Genomic DNA, 25,156 nt, shown 5'->3' with positions numbered 1-25,156 from the left:
CATGACCGTCACCTGGACCGCCGCACCCCCCGCGGCGTCCGAAGTGCCGCACCACCGCACCGGGCGGTGGGCGGCCGAACGGTGGCCGCTGCTGCCGCTCATCGCGACCGTGCTGCTGCTCATGGCCCCGCTCCCCGCGGCGAGCAATGCCCAAGGAGGCGGCGTCGCACCCGCGGACGTGGCGTCGGGCCTGCTGGTGGTGTGCTGCCTGGGACTCGTGCTGCACCGCAGACCCCGGCCGCTGACCCCGGCCGCCGCGGTCGTCCTGGGCATCCCGGCGATCGGTTTCGCCGTCGCCACGGTCACCGCCGCCGATCCGCAGGCGGGCCTGCCCGGTTTCGTGCGCTATCTGCAGGTCTTCGTCCTGGTGCCCGTCGCGGTCGTACTCGTGATCCGCGACGCCCGCGACTTCCGCGTTGTGACCGGCTGCCTCGTCGCCCTCGCCCTGGTCCAGGGCGCCGTCGGCGTCCACCAGTTCGCGACCGGCACCGGCGCGTCCTACATGGGCGCGAACATCCGGGCCGTCGGCACCTTCGGTCCCGGCGACGTCATGGGAATGGCCACGGTCGTGGCGTACGGACTCCTGGCGGCCACCGCTCTCGCGCTGCGGACACCCGAGGGCGCACCCGGCTGGCTGCGGCCCTGCGCACTCGCGGCTGCCGCGGCGCTGGTCGTGCCGCTGGCACTGTCCTTCAGCCGCGGATCATGGATCGCCACCGCCGCCGCCGCGCTCGCCGTGATCCTGCTGACCGGACTGCGCCAGGCCGTCCGCGCGCTCACCGTGCTGGCCGCCGTCGGTGTCGTCCTGGTCGGGGGCCTGGGCATCGGATCCCAGATGATCTCCCAGCGGCTCACCAGCATCACCGAAGTTGCCGAGGCCCCGGACCAGTCGGTCACCGACCGGTACACGATGTGGGCCGCGGCGGCGAGCATGTGGCGCGAGGAGCCCGCGACCGGTGTCGGCCTCAAGGGCTTCCCCGCCCACCGCGACGGGCATGCCTCGATCGGACTCTCCGCGGGCAGCGACACCGCCGGCGCGGGCCAGGCCTTCCAGAAGCAGCCGCTGCTGTCGCCGCACAACATGTATCTGCTGGTTCTCAGCGAGCAGGGGCTGATCGGGTTCACGGCGTTCGCCGGCAGCTGGGCGGCGGTGCTCATCGGGGGCGTACGCCGACTGGCGCGCGAGCACCGGACGCGCAGAACGGCGGCCGACTGCGGGCTCGCGGCGGTCGGCCTGATGATCTGGCAGATGGTCGACTTCCTCTACGCGGACATCGGCGGGCCCTCGACCGTGCTCACCGGGGTCGTGCTGGGGCTGGCCGCGTGGTGGGCCCTGGTGGTTCAGGACGAGGCGACGGCCGGGTGAACGACACGACGCCGACGCCCGTCCCGACGCCCGCGGCGGGCCGTGTCCCCGCCCCGCCCATCCCCGAAGCAGGCGCCCCGCACTCGGCGTCGCCCATCCCCGAAGCGGGCCCGCGCCCCGGCCTTCGGCCGGGCACCGTGGGATCCCCGGGCACGGGATCCGGGCCACCGAGGCTCGGCAGCTTCCTCGCCCGAGCCGCCGCCGTCACCGCCTCACTCACCGTCGCCGGGTCGCTGCTCGGGCTCGTACGCGACCAGGCCATCGCCCAGATCTTCGGCGCGAGCGTCGACAGCGACGCCTTCCTGATCGCCTGGACCGTGCCGGAGATGGCGTCGACGCTCCTCATCGAGGACGCGATGGCCCTGCTCCTCGTCCCCGCCTTCAGCCATGCCCTCGCGCGGCGGGCCGAGGGCAGCGCGCGGGACGAGGTACGGGATCTGGTCTCGGCCACGTTCCCGCGGCTGTTCGCCCTGCTCGCCTGCGGGGCCGGGCTGCTGGTGCTCGGCGCCCCGCTGGTCGTACGGATCCTGGCGCCCGGTTTCGCCGACCCCCAACTCGCCGTGGACTGCACCCGGCTGACCGCGGTGACCGTCCTCACCTTCGGCATCGCCGGCTACTTCAGCGCCGCCCTGCGCGCGCACGGCCGCTTTCTGCCGCCCGCCGGGGTCTACGTCGCGTACAACGTCGGCATCATCGCCACCACTCTCGTGCTGCACTCCCTGTGGGGTGTGCGGGCCGCGGCGGCCGGAGTCGCCGTCGGCGGTCTGCTGATGGTCCTGGCCCAGCTGCCCACGTTCGTACGGCAGGTGACCCGGGTCCGGCCGCGGCGCATGAACCGCCGGGCCGAGCGGCGCCCGACGCCGCTGCTCGGAGCCGCCGTCCTCGCCCCCGTCATCCTCTTCACGATCAGCAGACAGTCCCAGGTCCTCGTCGAGCGCTTCCTGGCCTCGTCGCTGCCCGGCGGCGCGATCTCCCATCTGAACTACGCGCAGAAGGTCGCGCAGATGCCGATGGTGCTCTCCCTGATGATCTGTACGGTGACCTTCCCGGTGGTCGCGCAGGCCATGGCCGACGGCGACCGGGAGCGGGCCCGCCGCCGGGTCGAGCACGATCTCGCCCTCGCCGGGACGGTCGTCCTCCTCGGTACCGCGCTCGTCCTCGGCTACGCCCCCCAGATCATCGAAGTCCTCTTCGAGCGGGGCGCCTTCGACGCCCAGGACACCGAGACCACCGCGACCGTGATGCGCGTCTACGCCACCGGGCTGCTCGGCCACAGTCTCGTCGGCGCGCTCGGCCGGCCGTTCTTCTCCTCCGGACGGCCCACCTGGTACCCGGCCGCGGCCATGGCCGCCGGGCTCGTCGTCACCACGACGGCGGGCGCGGCCGCCGTCGGCACATGGGGTGTGTACGGAATCGCCGCGGGCAACGCCGCCGGCATCAGCACCACGGCGGTGCTCCTCCTCAGCGGCCTCGGCTCCCGCATCGTCTCCATCCAGGTGCGCTCCATCAGCGTCGCTCTCGGGCGGCTGGCCCTCGCGGCGGCGGTGGCCGCCGCCGCGGGCGTGCTTGCAGGCCCGCTGGTGGCCGACCCGCTGCTGAGCACGGCCGTCGGCGTCCTGCTCGTCCCCGCCTGCTTCGTCCTCACCGCACTCGCACTACGAGCACCCGAAGTCATCCATCTGCTGGCACTCACCAAACAGAGGTTCCGTCATGTCCGCTGACACGGCGACCCGCGGCGCCCCCGCACCCGGCACGGCACGAGCCGGGTGGCCGTGGATCCTGATGTACCACTCCGTGGCCGATCCGGGGGACGACCCGTACGGCATCACGGTGGCCCGCGACCGGCTCGATCTCCACCTGTCCTGGCTGCGCCGCCGCGGACTCACCGGCGTCGACGTCGGCACGCTCCTACGGGCCCGCGCGAGCGGCCGGGCCCGCGGCCTGGTCGGGCTGAGCTTCGACGACGGGTACACCGACTTCATCCACGAGGCGCTGCCGGTGCTGCGCCACCACGACTGCACGGCCACCGCGTTCGTCCTGCCCGGGCGGCTCGGCGGCAGCAACGAATGGGACCCCGAAGGCCCGCGCAGACCACTGATGAGCGCGGACGACATCCGCCGCGTCGCCGAGGCCGGGATGGAGATCGGCTCGCACGGCCTCCACCACCAGCACCTGACACGGCTCGGCGATGACGAGCTGCGGCAGGAGACCCGGGGCAGCCGTGAGCTGCTCGCCGAGATCACCGGCAGGGCCCCGGACGGCTTCTGCTATCCGTACGGAGTGATCGACGCGCGGGCCGTCGAGGCCGTGCGCGAGGCGGGCTACGGCTACGGCTGCGCGATCGTCCCGGGCCGGCTCGCGGGGGACCATGCCCTGCCCCGTACGCACATCAGCCAGGCCGACCGGGACCTGCGTCTGCGGGTGAAGCGGCTGCGGCACCGCCTCGGCCGATGAAGGCCCTGCACGTCATCACCGGCCTCGGTGTCGGCGGCGCCGAGCAGCAGCTGAGGCTGCTGCTGCGCCATCTGCCGGTCGACTGCGACGTGGTGACGCTGACCAATCCCGGAGCGGTCGCCGACGGGCTGCGCGCGGACGGGGTCCGGGTCACGCACCTCGGGATGCGCGGCAACCGGGACCTTGTGGCGCTCCCGCGGCTGACGCGGATGATGCGCGGGGAAAAGTACGACCTCGTCCACACCCATCTGTACCGCGCCTGTGTGTACGGACGGATCGCGGCCCGCCTGGCGGGTGTCCGCGCCACGGTCGCCACCGAGCACTCGCTCGGGCAGGCCGAGATCGAGGGACGGCCGCTGACACGTGGCACGCGGGCCCTGTATCTGGCCACCGAACGGCTCGGCTCGGCGACCGTCGCGGTCTCCGCCACCGTCGCCGGACGGCTGCTCGACTGGGGGGTGCCGCCCGCGCGCATCCATGTCGTACCCAACGGCATCGATGCCCGGCGCTTCCGCTTCGACCAACACGTCCGGCTCGCCACCCGCGCGCAACTGGGCCTTCCCGCAGACGCCTTCGTGGTGGGGGGAGTGGGCCGGCTCGTCCCCGGCAAACGCTTCGACCTGCTGGTCAGGGCGGTGGCCGCGGTGCCCGGAGCCCGGCTCCTGCTGGCCGGCGACGGACCCGAGCGGGAGGCACTGCGCACGCTGGCCGCACGGATGGGCGCCGGCGACCGCATCCGGCTGCTGGGCGAGTGCGACGCAACAGGCGGCGGCGGGCGGGCGGGGAGCGGCGCGGAGAGGGCGAACGGTGTCCCGGCGGCCGGCGGTACGGACCGGCCGGGCATCCCCGCGCTCCTCTCGGCGATGGACCTCTTCGTCTCCGCCTCCCGCGAAGAGGCCTTCGGCCTGGCCGTGATCGAGGCGCTTGCCGCCGGGCTGCCCGTCCTGCACAGCGCCTGCCCCGCCATCGACGACCTGCCGCACGGCCATGCGCCGGGTGCCCGGCGCATCGGGCACAGCGACGGGCCGGACGAACTGACGGCGGCCCTGCGACGGCAGATAACGGGCGGAACCCGACGCCATCTGCCGCCCCCGGCCGTCGGCCACTACGACATCGCGCGCAGCAGCCGACGCCTCATGGACGTCTATGCGCACGCCCTCGCCCCCACCTCCACTCCATCGACCAAGAGAGCACGCCCATGACCGAATCGCCCGAGCAGGAGCCGGCAACGCGCGGACGGATCAGCGCACTCCTGCGGAAGATCACACCTCCGCCTGCCTGGTGGCCGCTGCCCGCCTGCGTACTCCTTGGCACGGGCTGCGGCGTCTCGTACGGTCTGCTGGCCACGCCCCAGTACGCGGCGACCAGTTATGTCGTCGCCGTGTCCGCCAAGGACGCCCAGCCGGGGGCGGCCATCGGCTTCGCCCAGGCGTACGGACGGATCGCGACCAGCGACTCCACGATCTCGTACGCGCGGGTGGCCGCCGGGCTGCCGGCGAGGACCCTGCGCACCAGGGTGCGCACGGAGACCTCCCCGGACTCGCCGATGATCGCGATCACCGGTACGTCGAACCGGCCGAGCGAGGCGGCGGACATCGCCAACGCGGTCGCCGACGCCGTGTTCGTGAGCAGCAATCAGGTGGCCAAGAGCACCGGCGTTCAGCTCCTCAGCTTCTCCCAGGCGATCCCCCCGGCCCAGCCCGTCTCGCCGTCCGTCCCCATCAGCGCGGCGGTCGGCGGCAGCACCGGTGTTCTGATCGGCGGTCTGATCCTGCTCGTACGCCCGCGGCGCCCCCGGTGGTCCGGCACGACCGCCGTGCCCGCACCGGCGCACGCCTCGGAACCCTCCGGTGAACGGGAGCGGGTCTGATGGCCGGCGAGCGGACGGTCGTCACCGTCAGGCTCTGCCGCGACGCGCGCACCTTCGCCCAACTCCAGCCGGAGTGGGACGAGTTGCACCGCCGGTGCGCCACCGCCACCCCCTTCCAGAGCCACGCCTGGCTGCACTCCTGGTGGCTCTCGTACGCCTCGGGCGGTCTGCTCCGTCTCGTGCTCGTACGCCGCGGCGGGCGGCTGATCGCTCTCGCGCCGCTGATGCTCGTGCACCGGCCGATGCCGCTGCTGGTCCAGATGGGCGGCACCATCAGCGACTTCAGCGACATCCTCGTCGACGACGAACACGCGGGATGCGCCCTGGCGGCCCTGGAGCGCGGTCTGCACCGCGCGGCCCGACGGGCGGTGATCGATCTGCGGGAGGTGCGTCCGGGCGCGGCGGCCGAGCGGCTGTACGAGGCATGGACGGGCGCGCGGCGGCGACTGGCGGACTCGGTCTGCCTGGAGCTCCCGGCCGCGCCGATGGACGACCTCGTCAAGCGGCTGACGACGAGCCGGGCGCAGCGCGTACGGGCCAAGCTCCGCAAGATCGACGCCCTGGAGATCGAGAACTACACGGTGCCGGAACAGGAGGTGCCCGACGCCGTCCGCCATCTGCTGCGGCTGCACGAACTTCAGTGGCGGGGCCGTGGGGTCACCGTGGAGCACCTGAGGCCACGCTTCTCGGAGCATCTGGTGCGGGCGACCCGTCGGATGGTGCGGGACGGGGATGCGGCGCTGACCGAGTTCCGGCTGGCCGGGGAGGTGGTGGCGGCCAATGTGGCGCTGCACTCGGGTCATCTGACCGGTGGCTATCTCTATGGCGCCCACCCGGAGCTGAGGGAGAAGAAGGTCGATGTCGCCACCATGCTGCTCCGGCACGACGCGGACCTCGCCGCGGGCACGGGGCGGCGGGTGCTGAGCCTGCTGCGGGGCGAGGAGCCGTACAAGAACCACTGGCGACCGGAGACCGTCACCAATCAGCGACTGCTGCTGGCCCCGTCCGCCCTTGAACCCGTGCTGCGGCTGCGCGCGGCGCAGGCGGGCTGGCGGGGCCGCGCGGCGGGGGCCGTGACCACACGGTTCCCCGCCGCGCAGGAGTGGCGCGCCCGGCTGAACGACTGGCGGGCGACCGGACGTCGTCAGGTCGCGTCCACTCCCGGGGCTGTGTCCACCTCCTAGAAGGGCCAGCTGACCGGCCAGGGGAACGTCACGCAGATCTTCTGCGGCGAGATCCACTGACTGACCCAGGCACCCAGGTCCAGCTTGACGCACCACTCGTCGCTGTTCATTTCCGGGCCGGGCGTGGGGGGGACCGGCTTGGGGGTGGGCGTGGGGGGGACCGGCTTGGGGGTGGGCGGTTTGGAGGAGGCGGGTGCGGGCACCGGTGTCGACTCCACGGGCTCGGGCTCGACGGGTGTCGGTGTCGGTGTCGGCGTGGCCGGAGACGGTGTCGGTGTCGGCGTGGGCGTGGCCGCAGACGGTGTCGGTGTCGGGACGGGTGTCGGCTCGACCGGCGTGGGCGTTGGCGTGGGCGTCGGCGTGGCCGGAGACGGTGTCGGTGTCGGCGTCGCCTCCACCGGCGTTGGCGTTGGAGTGGGCGTGGCCGCAGACGGTGTCGGTGTCGGGACGGGTGTTGGCTCCACCGGCGTCGGCGTCGGCGTCATCGTGGACGTCGGCGAGGCCGGAGACGGCGTCGGCTCGACCGGCGTTGGTGTCGGAGTCACCGCAGACGGCGTCGGGACGGGCGTCGGCGTCACCGGAGACGGCGTCGGCTCCACCGGCGTCGGTTGTGCAAGGAGCTTGGACCGAAAGACTTTCGAGGACATGGGGTTGTCATCACACTGCCAAACGCCGTGCGGACAGTAGTCTGTGATGGTCTGATACAGCGGCTTGTGCTGTTCGATCCAGTCGAGCATGCCCCGCATGTACTCGGGGTTGTCGCCGTTCCGGAAGAGTCCCCATTCCGGATACGAGATCACCTTGTTGTGAGCAGCCGCGAATTCGACCTGTTTCTGTAGTCCGTACGGAGTCGTCACCTGGTCTTCGAACGTCCCGCCGGGAGGCTGGTCGTAGCTGTCCATCCCGATGATGTCCACGACATCGTCCCCCGGATAGCACTCGGTCCAGGGGATCGCGTCCCTCCCGCGGTTCGGGGCGAAATCGAAACGGAACTCCTGGCCCGGGACGGAACGCATGGCCGTGACGATGCGCTTCCAGTACGTCTTCCAGGATTCCGGGTCGGGTCCGCACCGATGCGTGTACGTGACGCCATTCATCTCCCAGCCCAGGACGATCACCGTGTCCGGTACGCCCAGGTCGACGAGGCGCGTGGCAAGAGTCCGGAAGTGGTGATCGAACTGGCCCGCGGCCCCCGCACGCAGCAGCCGCCGGACCCTCCGGTCCGAGAGGCGGCTCTCGTTCCGCTCCATCATGGGCACGTTGAGGACGAACAGCCGGTCGTCCGCGCCTTGCCGCCACTCCGCCCAGGCGTCGAGGAAGCTGTGACCGCCTTCGATGTTGACCCAGCGATCACCCGGCAGATACGTGTGACCGACCTTCAGTTCCGCTCCGCCCAGCCAGCGCGACAGCTGTTCCATTCGCTGGATGCCGACCGGGCCGTAGTCGAGATACGCGCCCATGGGGATCGACGCGACTCCCGCCGGAACGGGATATCCGTCGTCGGCCGGCATCGCGTGTGCCGAGTTCTCTCCGAATACGCCACCGGACACAAGGAGACCGGCGGCGACCGTCCCGATGCAGGTGCCGGTGAGTCGGTGCCGTAGAGCCATGACTTCTCCTTGGGTCTGTCGAAAGGGAACTGATGGTGCGTCGTACACGACAGTAAGCAGAAAGTCTTATTAGTGAACTGTCTGACAGTCCGTCAGTAGGCCATTCGCGACGTGATTGACGCGTCATTCAGGACCATCCAGGTGAAAGATGAGATTCGCATGCCACCGTTCGACGCCGGAGTTCCCGCCCTTGTGCTTCGACTCGACCGAAATCCCTTTCACCACGGCACCCTGGGAGCCGTACGGTCGTTGGGCCGTGCCGGAGTGGAAGTTCACGCCGTGGTCGAGGCGGGCGAAAGCCCGGTCGCCCGCTCCCGCTATCTGCACCGGGCTCACCTCAGACCTCCGGGGGCGATGAGCGAGAAGGCCTTCGTCGAGACACTGCTCACGGTCTCGGAACGGATCGGCCGGCGCGCGGTGCTGATCGCGATGGACGACCTCAGCGCCATCCACACCGCCGCACAGGCACCCCGGCTCGCGTCCCGTTACGTCTTCCCCGAACAGCTCGCCGAGCTGCCGCGGCGGCTCGCGGACAAGGCCGAACTCGCGAGCCTGTGCGCACGGGCGGGGATCGCGCATCCCCGTACGGTCGTGCCGCACAGCGCCGCCGAGGCAGCCGACGCGGCGCGCACGCTCGGGTTGCCGCTGGTGGCGAAGTGGAGCCGGCCCTGGCTCCTCGGCACCGCCGGGGGACTGCGCAGCACAACGCTCGTGCGGTCGCCCGCGGACGCCCGCCGGCTCTTCGAACGCAGCGAACTCGCCGGCAGCCGTCTGCTGCTCCAGCGCTATCTGCCCGACGGACCCGGCACCGACTGGTTCTTCCACGGCTACTTCTCGGGCGACTCGCGCTGTCTGCTCGCCGGGTCGGGACGCAAGGAGCTGTCGTGGCCGACCCGCACCGGACTCACCGCGATGGGCAGCTGGCAGCCCAACGCCCAGGTGGAGGAGGCCGCCCGGCGGCTGGTCTCCCATGTGGGCTACCGCGGAATCCTCGACCTCGACTTCCGGTGGGAGGAGACCGGGGGCACGTATCAGCTGCTGGACGTCAACCCCCGTCCCGGCGCGCAGTTCCGGCTCTTCACCGACCCGGGCGGTCTCGATGTCGTACGCGCCCTCTATCTCGATCTCACCGGGCAGCGCGTCCCGCAGCCTGTCAGCTCGCCGGGGCGGGTCTTCGTCGCGGAGAACTACGCCCTGCTCTCCGCGGTCGCCTCGGCCCGCCGGGGCGCGGCCGGGGCCACCGCAACGAAGGGCGGCGTCGAGACGGCCTGGTTCGCGGGCGACGACATGCTGCCCTTTCTCGCCATGACCCGGGCCTGGCTGGGGCGGGGCCTCGTCGAGGGCGCACGGCAGCTGACCAGGCTGCTGCGCGCATCGCGGGCCACGACCCGTGAACTGACGCCCCGTCGGCACGCCGCCGCCCCCACGCACGGCTCCGCAACCCGGCCCGACCGGACATCCCTGTCCTGATTCGAAGGAGTGAGAACCGAACCATGTACGACTTGGCAGTGATCGGCGCGGGCCCGTACGGGCTGTCCGTCGCGGCACACGCCGCCGCGGCCGGGATGAGACTCAGGGTGTTCGGCAGGACCATGGCGTCCTGGCGCGACCACATGCCCGAGGGCATGTTCCTCAAGTCGGAACCCTGGTCCTCCAACCTCTCCGACCCGGCAGGCACCCATACCCTCGGACGCTTCGGCACGGTCCGCGGCTTCGAGGCCGTGCACGGCAGCCCGCTCCCGATCGGCACGTTCACGGACTACGGCCTGTGGTTCGCCGAGCACGCGGCCCCGCCCGTCGAGGAGCGGACCGTCACGCTGGTCGCGCCCGCCGCGGGCGGATTCCGCGTCGGGACGGCGGAGGGCGAGAGTGTGCACGCCCGGACGGTCGTGCTCGCCGTGGGCGTGATGCCGTTCCTGAACATCCCCGAACCGCTGGCCGCGCTGCCCGCCCCGTACTGCTCGCACAGCAGCGGGCACCGGGACCTGAGCGGCTTCCGCGGCAAGGAGGTCCTGGTCGTCGGCGCGGGCCAGGCGGCCCTGGAGACGGCCACTCTGCTCGCCGAGGAGGGGGCCCGCCCGCGCCTGGTGGCCAGGACCGGCCGACTGAACTGGAACACCGTGCCCGAGCCCCTGCGGCGCGGGCCGTGGCGCTCGCTCCGCAACCCCCACAGCGGACTGGGCACCGGCTGGACCAGCTGGGTCTGGTCCGAAATCCCCTGGGCGGTACGCCAGTTGCCCGCGGGTCTGCGGGAACACATCGCGGGCACGGCGCTCGGCCCCGCCGGCGCGTGGTGGCTCAGACAGCGGTACGAGCAGCAGGTGCCCGCCCTCCTCGGGCACAGCCTGCACAGCGCCACGCTCGCCGGGGACCGGGTCACGGTCGGCCTGCGCGGACCCGACGGGCATCCGACGTCCATTGAGACGGACCATGTCGTGGCGGCGACCGGGTTCACCCCGGACCTGGACCGGCTGCGGCTGCTCGACGCCGGACTGCGGCGCGCGATCACGACGGTGGGAAGCACCCGCGCGCCGGAGCTGAACGCCGGCTTCGAGTCCTCGTACCCGGGGCTGTTCTTCGCCGGGCTGCTGAGCGCCCCCTCCTTCGGGCCGTCCATGCGTTTCGTCCACGGCGCGACGTATACCGCCGCCCGTCTGGTCACGGGAGTGCGCAGGCGGCTGCGGGGCGGGGCGATCGGCTCCGCGCCCCTGAGCCGTGCCCCGCGGCAGGTCGCGGCGGTGCGGAGCGGGAGTGACGCGGGCCGCCCGTGATCGTTGTCCGCTGGGTCAGGCGGGGTGACGGTCGTGGAGCCAGCCCCTGCGCGGTGGCGGGGGACCGGGGCGCAGCTCGGACTCGCCCGCCGGTTGCGGCGGATAGTGGGAGAGGCGGGCCCACTCCACGTCGGGCCTGCCGGGCAGCGTACGGCCGGCTGCCGCCCACTCCCGCAGGAGCTGTTCGTAGAGGGGACTGGAGCCGGCGGGCGTACTCGTCGGATTCGGGCCGGAGACCGACTGGACCCGCTGCCATCGAGCGGGCGCGGTGGTGCTTGCCATAAGACGCCAACGCGCAGCCGCGGGTGGAGTCACTGTCCCGGTACGTCAACGGGGTACGGCAGGAACGGTTTTTCGATCCGGTCGCGCGTATTGCTGAGATTCATGCGCGCGACACGAAGCCAAGTGGGGGCATTTCGCCCGCGAGGCCGTGAAGATACGGAAAACGGCCCGCGGAAGGGGACCGATGCGACAGGTAGCGTCCGTGTTGCTGCTGCCGGTGCTTCTCATGGGCGTCACCGCCTGCCAGAGCTCCGAAGGCGAACTCGAGAAACGGACATCGCCCGCGGGCGTCGACGCGACGGCGCTGAACGCGCATGGCGACGGCGCGACGGAACGAGACGGAACGCCGAAGAACGGAACGCGGAAGCACGGGGCGGCTGTCGGGTGGGTCGGCGACACCGCTGATCTCGGCGGCCGGACCTTCGGCGAGCACCTTCAGATCTCGCTGCGCGGCTTTGTGGATCCGGCCATCAGTACCCGGGCGACTGTGCGACCGCACCGCGGAAAACGCTGGGTGGGCGCCGATGTGTCCCTGGCCAATGTGGGCGGGAGGGCGTACGCCTCGCCCCTCACCACGGCGCGGGTCGTCGACTCCCGGGGAACCGCCTATCGGGCCGTCGCGGCAGGGGATATCACCACAGGCTCTCCACTCAAACCGAAAGCCCTTTCGGCGGGCGAACAGATGCAGGGCTGGCTGGTGTTCGAAGTTCCGGACAATGCTCGGATCGTACGGCTCGACTGCACCGTGGGAGCCTCGTCCCGCAGTTGGCATCTCTGAGGTCTCGTTTGGATCGTGCCGGGTCGGCCCGATCCAAACGAAAGACCCTACCGCCATCCAGGTGAACGGGTGACATTCATACCCTGGGCCGGGCACTAGGGTGCCGAGCCATGACCACTGCTTCCCATTCCAGTACCACCGTCGAGCGAAGTCATCTGGGCACCCTTTCGGCGCTCGCCTGGACCGGGGATCCCGACGAGGGCCACGACACGCCCTATCTGATCGCCTACTCGCTCGGCGACGGCAGCGCGGGCGCCGAAGCGGGCGAAAAGGCGGCCCTGGCGCTGATCAAGGAGCTTGGTCTCGCGCCGGGCGACCTGCTGCACGACCTGACCCGTGCCAACTCCCCGATCAGGCTGCTCGTCGAGGCCGGCCAGGCCGTCCTCACCATGCCCCAACTGGTTGCCCAGTGCCCCGCCCCGCCGGAGTGGCTCCGAGCCGTGGAGCAGCGCGGAGCCGTGCACTTCGTGGTCGCCAGCCGCCCCTGGCCCGAGGCGGCCCCGGGCCGCCCCGTCACCGAGGAGGTCCTGCAGAACTACCTCGGCGACGGGGCCACGCTCACCAGCGCCGCCCACGCCCTGCTGCCCGTGAACCAACTGCGCCGCTGACCGGGCGAGCGGGATCCCTGGTCGGCGCCGGTTCACGGCGGGCTCAGCGCGTCTCGAAGGCGAAACGCAGCGCACGAACCCGGTTGTCGAAACTGGAGTCGACCAGTTCGGGAAGTCCCACGGCGCGCAGGTCCCGGGGCCTGGTGAGCAGTTCGTGGAAGAGGGCCTTCATTTCCTGGAGCGCCAGATGAGACCCCAGGCAGTAGTGGGGACCGCCCCCGCCGTACCCGAGATGCGGATTCGGGCTGCGGGTGATGTCGAAGACATCGGGGTCCTTGAAGACCGCTTCGTCGCGGTTGGCCGAGGCGTAGAAGAGCACTACCTTCTGACCGGGGCGGAAGGTACGCCCGCCGAGGGCGCGTTCGGCCGTGACCGTACGACGGAACTGGATGATCGGCGTCGAATGCCGGACGATCTCGTCCACCGCGCCGTCCGCGTACGTCTCGAAATCGCGGACCAGCAGATCTCGCTGGTCCGGATGCTCGGTCAGCAGTGCGAGCCCATGGGCGATGGCATTGCGCGTCGTCTCCACGCCGGCGACCAGCAGCAGCGAGAAGAACGCGCCGAGTTGGCGCGAGGAGAGCGCCTGGCCGTCGATGTCCGCGCACACCAGGGCCGAAATAAGATCCCCGGTCGGGTGCCTGCGGCGCTCCCGGGCCAGTTTCGCCATCACCAGCTGCATATGGGCGAGCGCCCGCAGACCGCGCCCCGGCATCCGCAGACCGCGCTTCACACCCACGTTCTCGGATGCCTGATCGATCCGTTCGGCAATCTCCCGGCGGTGGTTCTCGGGGACGCCCATCAGATTGCAGATGACCTCGAACGGCATCCGCGAGGCCACCGAGGCGACGAAGTCGTCCGGCCGCCGGTCGAGCATCTCGTCCACCACGCGCGCGGCGACCGCGCGTACGTCCTCCTCGGCGGCTGCGAGCAGCCGCGGGGTGAACGCCCGCGAGACGATCTTGCGCATCTGGGCGTGTTCCGCACCGTCCATGTTGACCATCGAATTGCCGAACACCGCCTTCGCCCAGGCGGCGGGCTCCGGCGTGGTCACACCGGGCGCACTGGCGAAATGGCGCGGATCACGGCTCGCCTCCGTCACGTCGGCGTGCCTGACCAGCGCGTAGAACCCCCGCCCGGGGGCACCGAAGTACGCGGGGGCGTCCAGCCTCCGCAGGCGCGCGAAGGCCTCCAGACGGTCGGCGCGCGGCAGCTGCCAGAACGACGGATCGGCGAGATCGGCGAGATCGGCATCCTGCGCCAGTGGCGGGGCCACCGCCGGTGACTGCATCGGGACCTTCATAGCCACAAACCTCCTGGAGTCCGAGCTGGCCATGCTGGCCCACTCCATGGCGGCAAGCGCGTCAACACGACCCGCAAGGCGGCCGATTCCCACCTTCCGGGGGCGGTCAACGACGAGATCCCCTTGCTGCGGACAGGGGAACTTTGCACTGATTCAGCCATCCGGCTCGTTGGGCGGGGCAGCAGAGAGCCTGCGCACAGAAGGGACGTACGGGGGCACCCCGGCGGCCAACCTCCTGGTGCACTGAGGCCGGGCATCCGGGTGGCCGGAAGCCCGCAGCCCGGCCGCCCGGCCGCCCGGCAAGAACCCTTTCGCCGCCGTGTCGTTGTCACCTCCGAAGCACGGCCACGCCGAGAAGCGGACTCATAGGAGGGCGTACGACATGGGCCTGATCACGTACCGCGGCGCGATGGGCCCGCGCGGAGGAGTCACCCGGCGCATCGCACTGCGCGCGGCGTTCACCATCGGCGTGATCGCCGGTACGGCCGGGGTGCTCGCGCCGGTCCTCGGCCGGAGGGCGGGACCCGCGCCGCGTGCCGGACGGCCGTCGGGGAAGGGGCCCGAGCTGGAGCAGTTCACCGAGATGTACCGCGGCCGGCACATCCAGGGCTCGGAGACGTTCATGGTGCCCGCGAGCAGTCCCGCCGACCCCGGCGGCGCACGGCAGGCCGCCGCCGTCGCGATGCCGAGCGTCGAGGTCCGTATCGACGGCCGGCCGCTGCATGTGATGCGGCGCGCCGACGGCAGTTATCTGAGCCTGGTCAACCACTACGAGTCGTTTCCGACGCTGCGCGAGGTGGCCCGTGCCGCCGTCGACGAGCTCGGCGCCGCGCAGTTGTCGATGACTCCCCTGCACACCGTCTGAACACGGCACAGCGTCCGAACCGGGAGGGGCTGCACCGGTGTACACCCGCAAGAACCAGCGGAACCTGACCCGTACGGAGAAGAAGCGCCTGGTTGCCGCGCTCCTGGAGCTGAAGCGCTCCGGACGGTACGACGAGTTCGTCAGGATGCACGGCCAGTACTACGTCTCCGACGCGGAGGACGGCCGGCGGGCGGCTCATATGACCCCGTCGTTCTTCCCCTGGCACCGCCGGTTCCTGCTGGAGTTCGAACGGGCGCTGCAGGCCGTCGACCCGGGGGTGTCGATTCCGTACTGGGACTGGACGACGGACAACACCCCCGCGTCGTCGCTGTGGGCGGAGGACTTCCTCGGCGGCAACGGCAGGAGCGGCGACCGGCAGGTGATGACGGGACCCTTCGCCTACGCCAACGGGAACTGGAAGATCAACGCCCGGATCACCGACGGGACGTTCCTCACCCGCAACTTCGGCCGCCCCTCCCATCCCGTCTCGCTCCCGACCAAGGCGGATGTCGACCGGGCGCTGCGCCGGCCGGTCTACGACGCCGCTCCCTGGGACAGCACCGTGCGGACCGGCTTCCGCAACGAGATCGAGGGTTGGGAGGCGGGCGGCAACGACCGGTGGCGCAACCACAACCGCGTCCACCGCTGGGTCGGCGGGCTGATGATGGGCGCCACCTCGCCCAACGACCCGGTGTTCTGGCTGCATCACGCGTTCATGGACCTGCTCTGGACCCGCTGGCGGAGCGCGCATCCGGACGCCGGCTATCTGCCGCGCAGGAAGCTGCCCGAGTCCGATGCGCAGCACGGACGGGTCTTCAGTCTCGACGAGCCGATGCCCCCGTGGAACGTGACGCCGGCGTCGCTCCTGGACCACAGGCGCTTCTACCGCTACGCGTAGCGCGCGGCGTTCGGGCGCCATACGCCGGCAGCACACGACCGCGGCCTCCCCCTTGGTGCTCGGGGGAGGCCGCGATGTTTGCGATGGGGATCAGCCGCCGTAGCCGCCGTGTTCCGAGGCGTTCGCGCACTGGTTGCCGAAGGTCGGGTTGAGCAGCGCGGCGACGTTCACGGTGTTGCCGCAGACGTTGACCGGCACGTGGACCGGGACCTGGACCAGGTTGCCCGACAGGAAGCCGGGAGAGTGAGCGGCGACACCGTGCGCTCCGGCGTCAGCGGCGGCCATTCCGGCGCCACCCGCCAGGATGGCGCCCGTGCCGGCTACGACAGCGGCTGCCTTCGCGATACGCGACATCAAGTTCTCCTTGCAAGACGAGAGCCCGGCCGCAGGGCTTGCGGCCTTCACGCTCCTTCAACGCCTCAACGCAGGGCCGGTAACGGATGAAAATCAAACTCATCGTCATGGAGCTGCGCCCGGCGCACACCTGACCGGAAACCGACCCTTGTCGGCCGACCCGGATCCCCTAACAATGCGCATGACAAACCGAAGACCCTTCGGTCACAGAAGTCGCAAGAGGGGACCCCCACATGAAGAAGCCTCTCGTCGGCACGTTCCTCGCTCTGACACTCCTCGGGGCGGGGGCGGCGCCGGCGTTCGCGGTCGCCGCCGCGGACCAGGCGCCTGCCGGTACAGCCACCGCATTCCGGACGGCGGCGTCGCCCGCCGTCAAGGCCGTCGATTTCGCCGGCACGGTGGCGCTCAGCAACTGCTCCGGTTCGGTCGTGCGCACGCCCGCCTCGGAGCCCGACGACCCCGCCCTCGTACTCTCCAACGGTCACTGCATCGAGAGCGGCTTCCCGGCCGCGGGCGAGGTCATCGTCGATCAGCCGTCCAGCCGCAGCTTCTCGCTGCTCAACTCCGCGGGCAGCAGGGTCGCGACGCTGCGGGCCGGCAAGATCGCGTACGCGACGATGACGGACACCGACGTCTCGCTGTACCAACTCACCCGCACCTATGCGCAGATACAGAGCAGCTACGGCATCAAGGCGCTCGAACTGAACGCCGCGCACCCGGTGCAGGGCGCCGCCATCAAGGTCGTGTCCGGGTACTGGAAGCGGATCTACAGCTGCAGCATCGACGGCTTCGCCTACCGCCTGAAGGAGGGGGAGTGGACCTGGAAGGACTCGGTCCGCTACACCTCCAGCTGCAACACGATCGGCGGCACCTCGGGCTCGCCGGTGATCGACAACGCGACCGGCACGGTGGTCGCCGTCAACAACACGGGCAACGAGGACGGCCAGCGCTGCACGGACAACAACCCCTGCGAGGTCGACGAGAACGGCAGGGTCACCGTCCGCCAGGGGATCAACTACGGCCAGGAGACCTACGGGATCGTGCCGTGCGTCGGCCCGGACAGCAAGATCGACCTGGGCCGGGCGGGCTGCACGCTGCCCAAGCCGTAACGCCTCCGGGGCCGTCTGGAAGGTAAGGGGGGCATGCTCGCCCCGGTCGTCGATGCCGTCGATCGGGGCGGGAAGCTCCTGCCCGCCCGGTAAACCGTTCGTATGTTCGAATAGCGAGGTACCCTGGAGGCATGGCACCACACCTCCAGGGTTCCCTCTTCGACCAGACCGACGAGATACGTCTCGGTCCGCTGAAGGGCGTCCGGCGGACCGTGCTCGGTGACGGAGCATGGATCGACCTGCTGCCCGGCTGGCTCGGCGGTGCGGACGCCCTCTTCGAGGAACTGCTCTCCTCGGTGCCATGGCGCGCGGAGCGGCGGCAGATGTATGAGCAGGTGGTGGACGTGCCCCGACTGCTCGCCCACTACCGCGCGGACGATCTTCTCCCGCATCCCGTCCTCGACGAGGCCCGCGACGCGCTGTCCGCCCACTACCTCCCCGAGCTCGGCGAAGCGTTCGCCACGGCCGGGCTCTGCTACTACCGGGACGGCAAGGACAGCGTCGCCTGGCACGGGGACACCATCGGGCGCGGGTCCCGCGAGGACACCATGATCGCCATCGTCTCCGTCGGCGCCCCACGCGATCTCGTGCTGCGTCCGCGCAACGGAGGCCGGCTCCCCCTGCGCCGCCCGCTCGGGCACGGCGACCTCATCGTGATGGGCGGCTCCTGCCAGCGGACCTGGGAGCACGCCGTCCCGAAGACGGCGCGCTCCGTGGGGCCGCGCATCAGCATCCAGTTCCGGCCGCCCGGGGTGAACTGAACCGGGCCCGTCAGCCAGGCGTGCGGCGCACCGAACGGCCCGCGAGCACATCCGTGCGCCGGCCGTCCTCGATCACGAACCTGCCGTCGATCAGCACATGGGGGATGCCGACCGGCAGGGTGCGGGGGGCCTCGAAGGTGGAGCCCGCCGCGACCGTGTCCGGGTCGAAGAGCACCAGGTCCGCGCGGTATCCCTCGCGGACCAGGCCGCGGTCCGGCAGCCGCAGCCGGGCGGCCGGGCCGGAGGTGAGATGGGCGACCATCTCCTCCAGGCTGAGGATGCCCAGCTCGCGCGCGTAACGGCCGAGGTAGTGGGGGAACGTGCCGTACGCCCGCGGATGCGGCTTGATGCCCTGGAGAATGCCGTCGCTGCCGCCGGTGTGGACCCGGTGGCGCATGATCTGCCGGACGTTCTCCTCGTGGCCGACGTGCTGGAGGATCGTCGTGCCGAGGCGGTCCGCGATCAGCAGCCGGCGGGCGGTTTCCCAGGGAGCCTCACCGCGCTCGCCGGCCAGGCCCCGGACCGTCATGCCGACGCAGCTCGTGAGCCCCTGGGCGCTCACCCCCGAGATCTCGATGGTGTCCCAGTCGATGGGCACGCCGTGGCAGCCGTCGGATCCCGTCTCCTCCAGGTCGTGGCGGATCCTCCCGGCGCTCTCCCGGTCCCTCAGGCGGGCGAGGACCGCCTCGGGGCCGCCCTCGCCCGCCCAGCTCGGCAGCATCGCGACGAGCGTGGTGCAGCCCGGGGTGTACGGGTAGGTGTCGAGGCTGATGTCCGCTCCGGCGTCGAGGGCCTTGTCGAGCAGGGCGAGCAGTTCGGGTGCCCTGCCCTTGTTCACGCCGAAGTTCATCGTCGCGTGCGCGAAGTGGAGGGCGCACCCGGCGTCGCGGGTCAGGGCGACCATTTCCTCGTAAGCCTCCAGGGCGCCGGCGCCGTACGAGCGGTGGTGCGGGCAGTAGTAGCCGTTGTAGCGGGCCACCACCCGGCACAGCTCGGTCAGTTCGGCGCCGTTCGCGTACATGCCGGGCGTGTAGGTCAGCCCGGAGGACATGCCGACCGCGCCCTGTTCGAGGCCCTCGGCGACCAGCTGCCTCATCCGCCCGAGTTCGGCGTCCGTGGCCGGGCGGTCGTCCCAGCCCACCGCGTACATCCGGACGGTGCCCTGCGGGACGAGGTAGGCGGCGTTGACCGCGATGCCCCGGTCCAGGCGGTCCAGGTACTCGCCGACCGTGCGCCAGTCGAAGTCGACGGACGTGTCCCCGGGCGCACCGCCGTTCCAGCCGGTGATGGACGTACGGACCTGGGCGAGGGTCGCGTCGTCGACGGGCGCGTACGACAGGCCGTCCTGGCCGAGGACTTCGAGGGTGACGCCCTGCGCGGCCTTCGCCTCGTGCGCGGGGTCGCGCAGCAGGGCGAGGTCGCTGTGGGCATGCATGTCGATGAAGCCGGGGGAGAGGGCGAGGCCGTGTCCGTCCAGGGTGCGCCGGGCGGACAGGGCGGGGTCGCCCTCCCGGCGTACGGCGGCGATACGGCCGCCGTCCAGGCCCACGTCGGCGCGGTAGGAGGGTCCGCCGGAGCCGTCGACGACGCGCACGTCACGGATGACGAGGTCCATGGCCGGGCCTCTCAGAAGAAGGTGCGGATGTAGTCGGTGACCGTGCCGTCCGCCTCGACGAGGGGGATCAGCTGCCACTTGTCGAAGCTGGTGCACGGGTGGGACAGGCCCATGCCGACCCAGTCGCCCACCTCCAGGTCGGCGTCGGGCGCCGTGCGGATCCAGCCGTGCTGGTCGGACAGGCCGCTCACGGTGATGCCGTCGGCGGGGCGGATCTCGCCGGTACGCGCGTCGCGGACGACCTGGGCCTCGGGCAGGTCGAGGTCGTGGGCGGCGTCGCGCTTGCCCGCGTTGACGAAGGCCTGCTCGGGGGTGGGGCGGGAGACGACCTGGGCCCAGAGGCGGAATGCGGGCTGGAGGACGCCCTCGTCGGGGATGCGGTTGAAGGGGGTGAGGTGGCGGTAGTGGCCGTCGTCGTGCGAGACGTACGCGCCGGAGCGGAGCAGTTTCAGCACGGGGAGGGAGAGAGCGGGGATGCCGGCGAAGACATCGGCGACCGCGTCGAACCAGGCGCTGCCACCCGCGCTGACGACGATCTCCTCGGCGGCGGTGAAGCGGCCTGCCTTGTCGAACTCGGCGGCGAGCGCGGTGAGGCGGCGTACCCAGGCGCGTACCCGCTCGCCGTCGGCGTCGGGGACCTCGCCCTCGTAACCGGCCACGCCGACGAGGCGGAGCGTGCCGGTGGCGGCCACGGCGTCGGCGACCGCGGCGCAGTCGGCCTCCGTACGGGCGCCGGTGCGGGCGCCCTCTCCGGCGCCCAGTTCGACGACGACGTCCAGGGGCCGGCTCGTGCCTCTCAGCGCCTCGTCCATCAGCTCGACGCCGCGTACGGAGTCGACGTAGCAGATGAAGCGGAAGTCGGGGTCGGCCTCCAGCTCCTGGGCGAGCCAGCGCAGCGCGGCAGGGTCGACGACCTCGTTGGCGAGGAAGATCCGCTGGATGCCGTAGGCGCGGTAGACGCGGGCCTGGTGGGGGACGGCGGCGGTGATGCCCCAGGCGCCGTGGTCCAGCTGGCGGGCGAAGAGCTGGGGGGACATCGAGGTCTTGCCGTGTGGCGCGAACGCGAGACCGTGGCGCTCGGAGTACACCTCCAGCAGAGCGAGATTGTGCTCGACGGACTCGGCGGAGAGTGCGAGGACAGGGGTCGTGAAGCCGCCGGTGAACAGGTTGCGGCGCTCTGCCGCGAGGGCGCCGACGGTCAGTCCCGCGCTCTCGGCGTCCGGGGGCAGTGCCTTGAACCGGTGGTCGACCGGTTCGTCGGCGAGTCGTCCGACCGCGCTGTCGCCTGCCATGGGTCCTCCTCGAATTGCCGTGCCCCACGAGGGCGTTGCGTATCCTGCAACGCCCATTGCGTATTCCGCTCAGCGCTGTCTAACATCCGAGCCAACGCCGGGTCAATGGTGCCCGGCGGCCGTCCAGTGAGGAGCAGGAGCGACCGTGACCGCCACCGTGACCGCAACCGCAGCCGTGGACGTCGTCTGCCTCGGCGAGTCCATGGTCACGTTCGCGCCCATGGCTCCGGGGCGGCTCGCCGACGTGCCGTCGTTCGTCCGGGGCATCGGCGGAGCCGAGTCCAATGTGGCGTGCGCGCTCGCCGCGTCCGGGCACAGCGCCAAGTGGGTCGGCCGGGTGGGCGCGGACGGCTTCGGCGAGCACCTTGTCGCGGCCATCGCCGCGTACGGCGTCGACACAGCGGCGGTGCAGCGCGATCCGCGGCGGCCGACCGGGATCTACTTCCGTACGGCGGGAGAGCGGGCCACGTCCGGCGCCCGGCCCGGGTCCGGCGACGCCCCGGACCGGTCGGAGGTCGTCTACTACCGGACCGGGTCCGCCGCCTCCGCCATGTCCCGCGCGACGCTGCGCGAGGACGACGTGTGGTCCGGCCGGATCCTGCACCTCTCCGGGATCACCGCCGCGCTCTCCGCGGACTGCCTCGACCTGCTGCGCTCCCTGCTGACCCGGGGGCCCGGCCGCCCGCTCGTCTCCTTCGACGTCAACTACCGCATGAGCCTGTGGCCGGACGGCGGGCCCGCAGGCCCCCGGGTCCTGCTCGACCTGGCCCGGGGCGCGGACATCGTCTTCGTCGGCGAGGACGAGGCGGAAGCCGCCTGGGGCCTGCACGGCGACCGCGCGATCCGCCAGGCGATTCCCGAGCCGGACGTGCTGGTGGTGAAGCGGGGCGCGTCGGGCGCGACGGTCCACGCACGGCAGGCAGGTGCCGCACCCGGGAGCGGACCGGACGCCGTCATCTCCGTGCCCGCGCTCCGCGTCGACGTCGTCGCCCCCGTCGGCGCCGGTGACGCCTTCGCCGCCGGCTTCCTCTCCGCCACCCTGCGCGGCCTTGGCCCCCACGACCGGCTGCGGCACGGACATCTGTCGGCCGCCGCCGCGCTCACCGTCGCGGGCGACCTCGCCGCGCCGCCCGCCCGCGCGTACGCCGACCGGTTGGCCGCACTCGACCCGCACGCCTGGGGGAGACTGCGACTCGGCCCCGGCTGGACCGCGGCCGCGGAGCAGGGCCCGCAGGACCCGCAGGAGGTACGTATCCCATGAGCCAGACCGTCGACCGCGCGCTGAGCATCCTTCCGCTGCTCGCCCAGGGACCCGCCGACCTCGGGCAGGTCGCCGAACGTCTCGGCGTGCACAAGTCCACCGCGCTGCGGCTGCTGCGCACGCTCCACGAGCACGGGCTCGTCTACCGCCAGCAGGACCAGCGCTACCGCCTCGGCACCCGGCTCTTCGCGCTCGCCCAGGAAGCCGTCGAGAACCTCGACGTGCGCGAGATCGCCCACCCCCACCTCGTCGCCCTCAACGAGCAGATCGGGCACACCGTCCACCTCGCCGTGTACGAGGAGGGCGAGGTCCTCTACATCGACAAGGTCGAGAGCCGCTACCCCGTGCGGATGTACTCCCGGATCGGCAAGCCCGTCGCGATCACCGTCGCCGCGGTGGCGAAGCTGCTGCTCGCCGACCTGCCCGAGACCGAGCTGCGCGCCCTCGCCGAGAAGCTCGACTACCCCATGTACACATCCCGTTCGATCCCGAACGCCGGCGCCTTCGTCAAGGAACTCGCCGTCGTACGCGAACAGGGATGGGCCACCGACCTCGGCGGCCACGAGGAGTCCATCAATTGCGTGGGCGCGCCCATCCGTGGTGCGGACGGCCGGGTCGTCGCCGCCATGTCGGTCTCCGCGCCGAATGTCGTCGTCACCGCCGAGGAACTTCTCACGCTGCTCCCGCTGGTGCGTCGCACCGCCGACGCCATCACCCGGGAGTACTCCGGCAACACACCCTCGAAGGAAACCCGATGAGCGACAAGACCGCGATCACCCCCGCCACCCATACCGCCCCGCCGGCGAAGTTCTCCCACGGGGTGAGGAAGGGCAACATCCTCCAGGTCGCCGGGCAGGTCGGCTTCCTGCCCGCCGTCGAGGGGCAGCCGCCGGCCCCCGCCGGCCCCACCCTGCGCGAACAGACCCTCCAGACGCTCGCCAACGTCAAGGCGGTCCTCGAAGCGGGCGGGGCGAGCTGGGACGACGTGATGATGACCCGCGTCTACCTCACCGACGTCGGCCACTTCGCGGAGATGAACGAGATCTACAACGCGTACTTCGACGAGCAGGGCCTCAAGGAGCCCGCGTCGGCCCGTACGACGGTGTACGTGGGCCTGCCCGCCGGCCTGCTCATCGAAATCGACGCCCTGGCCGTCCTCGGCTGACCCTGCTCCGGCCTTGAATCACCCCCCGCTCCACGGGACGGCGCCACTTCCCCGGGCGCCGTCCCGCGGTCCCCCCTTGCCCGAAACAGGAAGAATCCCCATGCTCATAGCCGCTGACGCGCCCCCACCACCCACGCCGCACACCGGTGGGCTGCTCCTCCTCATCGACGGCACCGCCGGTCTGCTGACCGTCGCCGCCCTCGGCATAGCGCTTCTTCTCTTCCTCATCATCAAGGTCAGGCTCCAGCCGTTCGTCGCGCTGCTCGCCGTTTCCCTGGCCGTCGGCCTCGCGGCCGGTCTCTCCGTCACCGAACTCTTCGGCACCGTCCAGAAGTCCGCCGCCGTCTCGGTCGTCGAGCAGGGCATGGGCGGCATCCTCGGCCATGTGGCGATCATCATCGGCCTCGGCACCATGCTCGGCGCGATCCTCGAAGTGTCCGGCGGAGCCGAGGTGCTGAGCTCCCGTCTGCTCGCCCTCTTCGGCGAGCGGCGCGCCCCGCTCGCCATGGGCCTCACCGGCCTGATCTTCGGCATCCCCGTCTTCTTCGACGTCGGCATCTTCGTCCTCGCGCCGCTCGTGTACGCCGCCGCCAAGCGCTCGGGCAAGTCGGTCATCCTCTACGCGATGCCCCTGCTGGCCGGTCTGTCCATGACCCACGCCTTCCTGCCGCCGCACCCCGGCCCGGTTGCCGCCGCAGGCCTGCTCCATGTCTCGCTGGGCTGGGTCATCCTGATGGGCATCGTCGTCGGCCTCCCCGCGGTCCTCGCCGCCTGGGGCTACGCGGCATGGATCGGCAAACGGCTGTTCGTCGAGGTCCCGCAGGACATGGTGGAGGCCGCCGAGGACGCCAGGGCCGCCGTCGCCGCCGAGCGGACCGCGCAGGGCCACGGCCCGCAGGAGCGGCCGGTCTCGGCGGCCACGGTCCTCCTCATCATCGGAACCCCGCTGGTCCTCATCCTCGCCGCGACGTTCTCCTCCATCGCGCTGGACCCCTCCACCCCGCGCTCGGTCGTCGAGTTCTTCGGCAGCCCCTTCGTCGCCCTGACGATCGCGCTGCTCATGGCGTACTACCTGCTCGGCATCCGCCGCGGCTGGTCCCGCAAGTCCCTTGAGCAGGTGTCGACCTCGTCCCTGAAGCCGGTCGGCAACATCCTGCTCGTCGTCGGCGCCGGCGGCATCTTCGGCGCCGTCCTCAAAGCGAGCGGTGTGGCCCAGGCGCTCTCCGACACCTTCAACGATGTCGGTCTGCCGGTCATCGGCCTCGCCTATCTGATCTCGCTGGTGCTGCGCGTGGCGCAGGGCTCGGCGACGGTGGCGATCGTCACGACGGCGGGCATCGTGCTGCCGCTGGTCGAGAACGGCGGCCACTCCCAGGCTTTCCTGGCGCTGGTCATCATGGCGATCTCGGCCGGTTCCATCTTCGCCTCGCACGTCAACGACGGCGGGTTCTGGATCGTCGCCAAGTACTTCGGCATCTCCGAGCGCGACACGCTCAAGTCGTGGACGGTCCTGGAGTCGGTGCTCTCGGTGGCGGGCTTCGCGGTCGCCGCGTCGATCAGCCTGCTCGTGTAAGGGCCCTTGGGAGCGTCCGCGGTCCGGCCCGCAGGCG

The 25,156-nt window shown here is 71.4% G+C and carries 24 protein-coding genes; 18 read left to right on the top strand and 6 right to left on the bottom strand.

Features of this window, described 5'->3' with window-relative positions:
• Position 1 precedes the first annotated feature (1 nt).
• From OG293_RS12280 to OG293_RS12255, 6 genes are read left to right on the top strand one after another with little or no spacing between them, the layout of a single operon-like run.
• On the top strand, positions 2 to 1,366 hold the full coding sequence (locus tag OG293_RS12280) for an O-antigen ligase family protein (RefSeq protein ID WP_405998838.1): 1,365 nt from the start codon (positions 2 to 4) through the stop codon (positions 1,364 to 1,366).
• Positions 1,363 to 3,087, top strand: a complete 1,725-nt coding sequence (murJ, locus tag OG293_RS12275; protein WP_405998837.1) for a murein biosynthesis integral membrane protein MurJ — start codon at positions 1,363 to 1,365, stop codon at positions 3,085 to 3,087. The genes OG293_RS12280 and murJ overlap by 4 nt, the downstream gene beginning before the upstream one ends.
• Positions 3,077 to 3,820 carry a polysaccharide deacetylase family protein gene (locus tag OG293_RS12270; protein ID WP_405998836.1) on the top strand — a complete coding sequence of 248 codons (744 nt, stop codon included), beginning with the start codon at positions 3,077 to 3,079 and terminating at the stop codon, positions 3,818 to 3,820. Before murJ ends, OG293_RS12270 begins: the two co-directional genes overlap by 11 nt.
• Entirely contained in the window at positions 3,817 to 5,022 is a 1,206-nt protein-coding gene (locus OG293_RS12265; RefSeq protein WP_405998835.1) for a glycosyltransferase, read from the top strand. The genes OG293_RS12270 and OG293_RS12265 overlap by 4 nt, the downstream gene beginning before the upstream one ends.
• Positions 5,019 to 5,690: a lipopolysaccharide biosynthesis protein gene (locus tag OG293_RS12260; RefSeq protein ID WP_405998834.1), complete on the top strand. Its 672-nt coding sequence runs from the start codon at positions 5,019 to 5,021 to the stop codon at positions 5,688 to 5,690. The genes OG293_RS12265 and OG293_RS12260 overlap by 4 nt, the downstream gene beginning before the upstream one ends.
• Complete coding sequence (locus tag OG293_RS12255; protein ID WP_405998833.1) at positions 5,690 to 6,874, top strand: GNAT family N-acetyltransferase; 1,185 nt, start codon at positions 5,690 to 5,692, stop codon at positions 6,872 to 6,874. Before OG293_RS12260 ends, OG293_RS12255 begins: the two co-directional genes overlap by 1 nt.
• On the opposite strand, the gene OG293_RS12250 is transcribed toward OG293_RS12255, so the two are convergent.
• Positions 6,871 to 8,484, bottom strand: a complete 1,614-nt coding sequence (locus OG293_RS12250) for a glycoside hydrolase family 26 protein (RefSeq protein ID WP_405998832.1) — start codon at positions 8,482 to 8,484, stop codon at positions 6,871 to 6,873. The two genes, OG293_RS12255 and OG293_RS12250, sit on opposite strands and share 4 nt — an antisense overlap.
• 159 nt (positions 8,485 to 8,643) lie before the next feature.
• Here OG293_RS12250 and OG293_RS12245 point away from each other — a divergent pair, with 159 nt between their 5' ends.
• Together OG293_RS12245 and OG293_RS12240 are read left to right on the top strand one after the other, a co-directional pair.
• Positions 8,644 to 9,954 carry an ATP-grasp domain-containing protein gene (locus OG293_RS12245; protein ID WP_405998831.1) on the top strand — a complete coding sequence of 437 codons (1,311 nt, stop codon included), beginning with the start codon at positions 8,644 to 8,646 and terminating at the stop codon, positions 9,952 to 9,954.
• A 23-nt stretch (positions 9,955 to 9,977) separates the two neighbouring features.
• Positions 9,978 to 11,255 (top strand): NAD(P)-binding domain-containing protein, encoded by a 1,278-nt coding sequence (locus tag OG293_RS12240; RefSeq protein ID WP_405998830.1) that lies wholly within the window; start codon positions 9,978 to 9,980, stop codon positions 11,253 to 11,255.
• Positions 11,256 to 11,270: 15 nt separating this feature from the next.
• On the opposite strand, the gene OG293_RS12235 is transcribed toward OG293_RS12240, so the two are convergent.
• A complete protein-coding gene (locus OG293_RS12235) occupies positions 11,271 to 11,537 on the bottom strand; it encodes a hypothetical protein (RefSeq protein ID WP_405998829.1) in 267 nt (88 codons plus the stop codon).
• A 184-nt stretch (positions 11,538 to 11,721) separates the two neighbouring features.
• Here OG293_RS12235 and OG293_RS12230 point away from each other — a divergent pair, with 184 nt between their 5' ends.
• Positions 11,722 to 12,315 (top strand): DUF4352 domain-containing protein, encoded by a 594-nt coding sequence (locus OG293_RS12230; RefSeq protein WP_405998828.1) that lies wholly within the window; start codon positions 11,722 to 11,724, stop codon positions 12,313 to 12,315.
• 110 nt (positions 12,316 to 12,425) lie between these two features.
• Entirely contained in the window at positions 12,426 to 12,923 is a 498-nt protein-coding gene (locus OG293_RS12225) for a DUF5949 family protein (RefSeq protein WP_405998827.1), read from the top strand.
• 43 nt (positions 12,924 to 12,966) lie between these two features.
• On the opposite strand, the gene OG293_RS12220 is transcribed toward OG293_RS12225, so the two are convergent.
• Positions 12,967 to 14,214: a cytochrome P450 gene (locus tag OG293_RS12220; protein WP_406003571.1), complete on the bottom strand. Its 1,248-nt coding sequence runs from the start codon at positions 14,212 to 14,214 to the stop codon at positions 12,967 to 12,969.
• Between the two features lie 394 nt (positions 14,215 to 14,608).
• Here OG293_RS12220 and OG293_RS12215 point away from each other — a divergent pair, with 394 nt between their 5' ends.
• Complete coding sequence (locus OG293_RS12215; protein ID WP_405998826.1) at positions 14,609 to 15,091, top strand: tyrosinase family oxidase copper chaperone; 483 nt, start codon at positions 14,609 to 14,611, stop codon at positions 15,089 to 15,091.
• Between the two features lie 37 nt (positions 15,092 to 15,128).
• Positions 15,129 to 15,989 (top strand): tyrosinase family protein, encoded by an 861-nt coding sequence (locus OG293_RS12210; RefSeq protein ID WP_405998825.1) that lies wholly within the window; start codon positions 15,129 to 15,131, stop codon positions 15,987 to 15,989.
• Positions 15,990 to 16,079: 90 nt separating this feature from the next.
• Here OG293_RS12210 and OG293_RS12205 read toward each other — a convergent pair whose 3' ends face one another.
• Positions 16,080 to 16,343 carry a chaplin gene (locus OG293_RS12205; protein ID WP_405998824.1) on the bottom strand — a complete coding sequence of 88 codons (264 nt, stop codon included), beginning with the start codon at positions 16,341 to 16,343 and terminating at the stop codon, positions 16,080 to 16,082.
• Between the two features lie 233 nt (positions 16,344 to 16,576).
• Between OG293_RS12205 and OG293_RS12200 the strand changes: the two genes are divergently transcribed.
• Both OG293_RS12200 and OG293_RS12195 read left to right on the top strand, forming a co-directional pair.
• Positions 16,577 to 17,452, top strand: coding sequence for a serine protease (locus tag OG293_RS12200; RefSeq protein ID WP_405998823.1), 876 nt, complete (start codon positions 16,577 to 16,579; stop codon positions 17,450 to 17,452).
• Positions 17,453 to 17,583: 131 nt separating this feature from the next.
• Entirely contained in the window at positions 17,584 to 18,213 is a 630-nt protein-coding gene (locus tag OG293_RS12195) for an alpha-ketoglutarate-dependent dioxygenase AlkB (protein ID WP_405998822.1), read from the top strand.
• 10 nt (positions 18,214 to 18,223) lie between these two features.
• Here the strand turns inward: OG293_RS12195 and OG293_RS12190 are convergent, their stop codons facing one another.
• Entirely contained in the window at positions 18,224 to 19,828 is a 1,605-nt protein-coding gene (locus OG293_RS12190; RefSeq protein WP_405998821.1) for an amidohydrolase family protein, read from the bottom strand.
• Positions 19,829 to 19,839: 11 nt separating this feature from the next.
• A complete protein-coding gene (locus OG293_RS12185) occupies positions 19,840 to 21,120 on the bottom strand; it encodes an amino acid deaminase (protein WP_405998820.1) in 1,281 nt (426 codons plus the stop codon).
• A gap of 145 nt (positions 21,121 to 21,265) precedes the next feature.
• On the opposite strand from OG293_RS12185, the gene OG293_RS12180 reads away from it, so the two are divergent.
• From OG293_RS12180 to OG293_RS12165, 4 genes are all read left to right on the top strand, one after another.
• Positions 21,266 to 22,381, top strand: a complete 1,116-nt coding sequence (locus tag OG293_RS12180; RefSeq protein ID WP_405998819.1) for a sugar kinase — start codon at positions 21,266 to 21,268, stop codon at positions 22,379 to 22,381.
• Complete coding sequence (locus tag OG293_RS12175; protein ID WP_405998818.1) at positions 22,378 to 23,139, top strand: IclR family transcriptional regulator; 762 nt, start codon at positions 22,378 to 22,380, stop codon at positions 23,137 to 23,139. The genes OG293_RS12180 and OG293_RS12175 overlap by 4 nt, the downstream gene beginning before the upstream one ends.
• Entirely contained in the window at positions 23,136 to 23,546 is a 411-nt protein-coding gene (locus OG293_RS12170; protein ID WP_405998817.1) for a RidA family protein, read from the top strand. Before OG293_RS12175 ends, OG293_RS12170 begins: the two co-directional genes overlap by 4 nt.
• 100 nt (positions 23,547 to 23,646) lie before the next feature.
• Entirely contained in the window at positions 23,647 to 25,119 is a 1,473-nt protein-coding gene (locus OG293_RS12165) for a GntP family permease (RefSeq protein ID WP_405998816.1), read from the top strand.
• Positions 25,120 to 25,156 lie beyond the last annotated feature (37 nt).

Origin of the sequence: Streptomyces sp. NBC_00829 (genome assembly GCF_045161795.1) — a bacterium.
In the GTDB taxonomy this organism is placed as follows: Bacteria; Actinomycetota; Actinomycetes; order Streptomycetales; family Streptomycetaceae; genus Streptomyces.
Note: the sequence above shows the minus strand (reverse complement) of the source record. Positions and strands in the feature narration are given on the sequence as shown.

What these genes read in the sequence shown, in the direction of transcription:
- OG293_RS12280 (WP_405998838.1), top strand. Translation starts at nt 2, where the DNA reads ATGACCGTCACCTGGACCGCCGCACCCCCCGCGGCGTCCGAAGTGCCG.
- OG293_RS12270 (WP_405998836.1), top strand. Translation starts at nt 3,077, where the DNA reads ATGTCCGCTGACACGGCGACCCGCGGCGCCCCCGCACCCGGCACGGCA.
- OG293_RS12265 (WP_405998835.1), top strand. Translation starts at nt 3,817, where the DNA reads ATGAAGGCCCTGCACGTCATCACCGGCCTCGGTGTCGGCGGCGCCGAG.
- OG293_RS12260 (WP_405998834.1), top strand. Translation starts at nt 5,019, where the DNA reads ATGACCGAATCGCCCGAGCAGGAGCCGGCAACGCGCGGACGGATCAGC.
- OG293_RS12255 (WP_405998833.1), top strand. Translation starts at nt 5,690, where the DNA reads ATGGCCGGCGAGCGGACGGTCGTCACCGTCAGGCTCTGCCGCGACGCG.
- OG293_RS12250 (WP_405998832.1), bottom strand. Translation starts at nt 8,484, where the DNA reads ATGGCTCTACGGCACCGACTCACCGGCACCTGCATCGGGACGGTCGCC.
- OG293_RS12245 (WP_405998831.1), top strand. Translation starts at nt 8,644, where the DNA reads ATGCCACCGTTCGACGCCGGAGTTCCCGCCCTTGTGCTTCGACTCGAC.
- OG293_RS12240 (WP_405998830.1), top strand. Translation starts at nt 9,978, where the DNA reads ATGTACGACTTGGCAGTGATCGGCGCGGGCCCGTACGGGCTGTCCGTC.
- OG293_RS12235 (WP_405998829.1), bottom strand. Translation starts at nt 11,537, where the DNA reads ATGGCAAGCACCACCGCGCCCGCTCGATGGCAGCGGGTCCAGTCGGTC.
- OG293_RS12230 (WP_405998828.1), top strand. Translation starts at nt 11,722, where the DNA reads ATGCGACAGGTAGCGTCCGTGTTGCTGCTGCCGGTGCTTCTCATGGGC.
- OG293_RS12225 (WP_405998827.1), top strand. Translation starts at nt 12,426, where the DNA reads ATGACCACTGCTTCCCATTCCAGTACCACCGTCGAGCGAAGTCATCTG.
- OG293_RS12220 (WP_406003571.1), bottom strand. Translation starts at nt 14,214, where the DNA reads ATGCAGTCACCGGCGGTGGCCCCGCCACTGGCGCAGGATGCCGATCTC.
- OG293_RS12215 (WP_405998826.1), top strand. Translation starts at nt 14,609, where the DNA reads ATGGGCCTGATCACGTACCGCGGCGCGATGGGCCCGCGCGGAGGAGTC.
- OG293_RS12205 (WP_405998824.1), bottom strand. Translation starts at nt 16,343, where the DNA reads ATGTCGCGTATCGCGAAGGCAGCCGCTGTCGTAGCCGGCACGGGCGCC.
- OG293_RS12200 (WP_405998823.1), top strand. Translation starts at nt 16,577, where the DNA reads ATGAAGAAGCCTCTCGTCGGCACGTTCCTCGCTCTGACACTCCTCGGG.
- OG293_RS12195 (WP_405998822.1), top strand. Translation starts at nt 17,584, where the DNA reads ATGGCACCACACCTCCAGGGTTCCCTCTTCGACCAGACCGACGAGATA.
- OG293_RS12190 (WP_405998821.1), bottom strand. Translation starts at nt 19,828, where the DNA reads ATGGACCTCGTCATCCGTGACGTGCGCGTCGTCGACGGCTCCGGCGGA.
- OG293_RS12185 (WP_405998820.1), bottom strand. Translation starts at nt 21,120, where the DNA reads ATGGCAGGCGACAGCGCGGTCGGACGACTCGCCGACGAACCGGTCGAC.
- OG293_RS12175 (WP_405998818.1), top strand. Translation starts at nt 22,378, where the DNA reads ATGAGCCAGACCGTCGACCGCGCGCTGAGCATCCTTCCGCTGCTCGCC.
- OG293_RS12170 (WP_405998817.1), top strand. Translation starts at nt 23,136, where the DNA reads ATGAGCGACAAGACCGCGATCACCCCCGCCACCCATACCGCCCCGCCG.
- OG293_RS12165 (WP_405998816.1), top strand. Translation starts at nt 23,647, where the DNA reads ATGCTCATAGCCGCTGACGCGCCCCCACCACCCACGCCGCACACCGGT.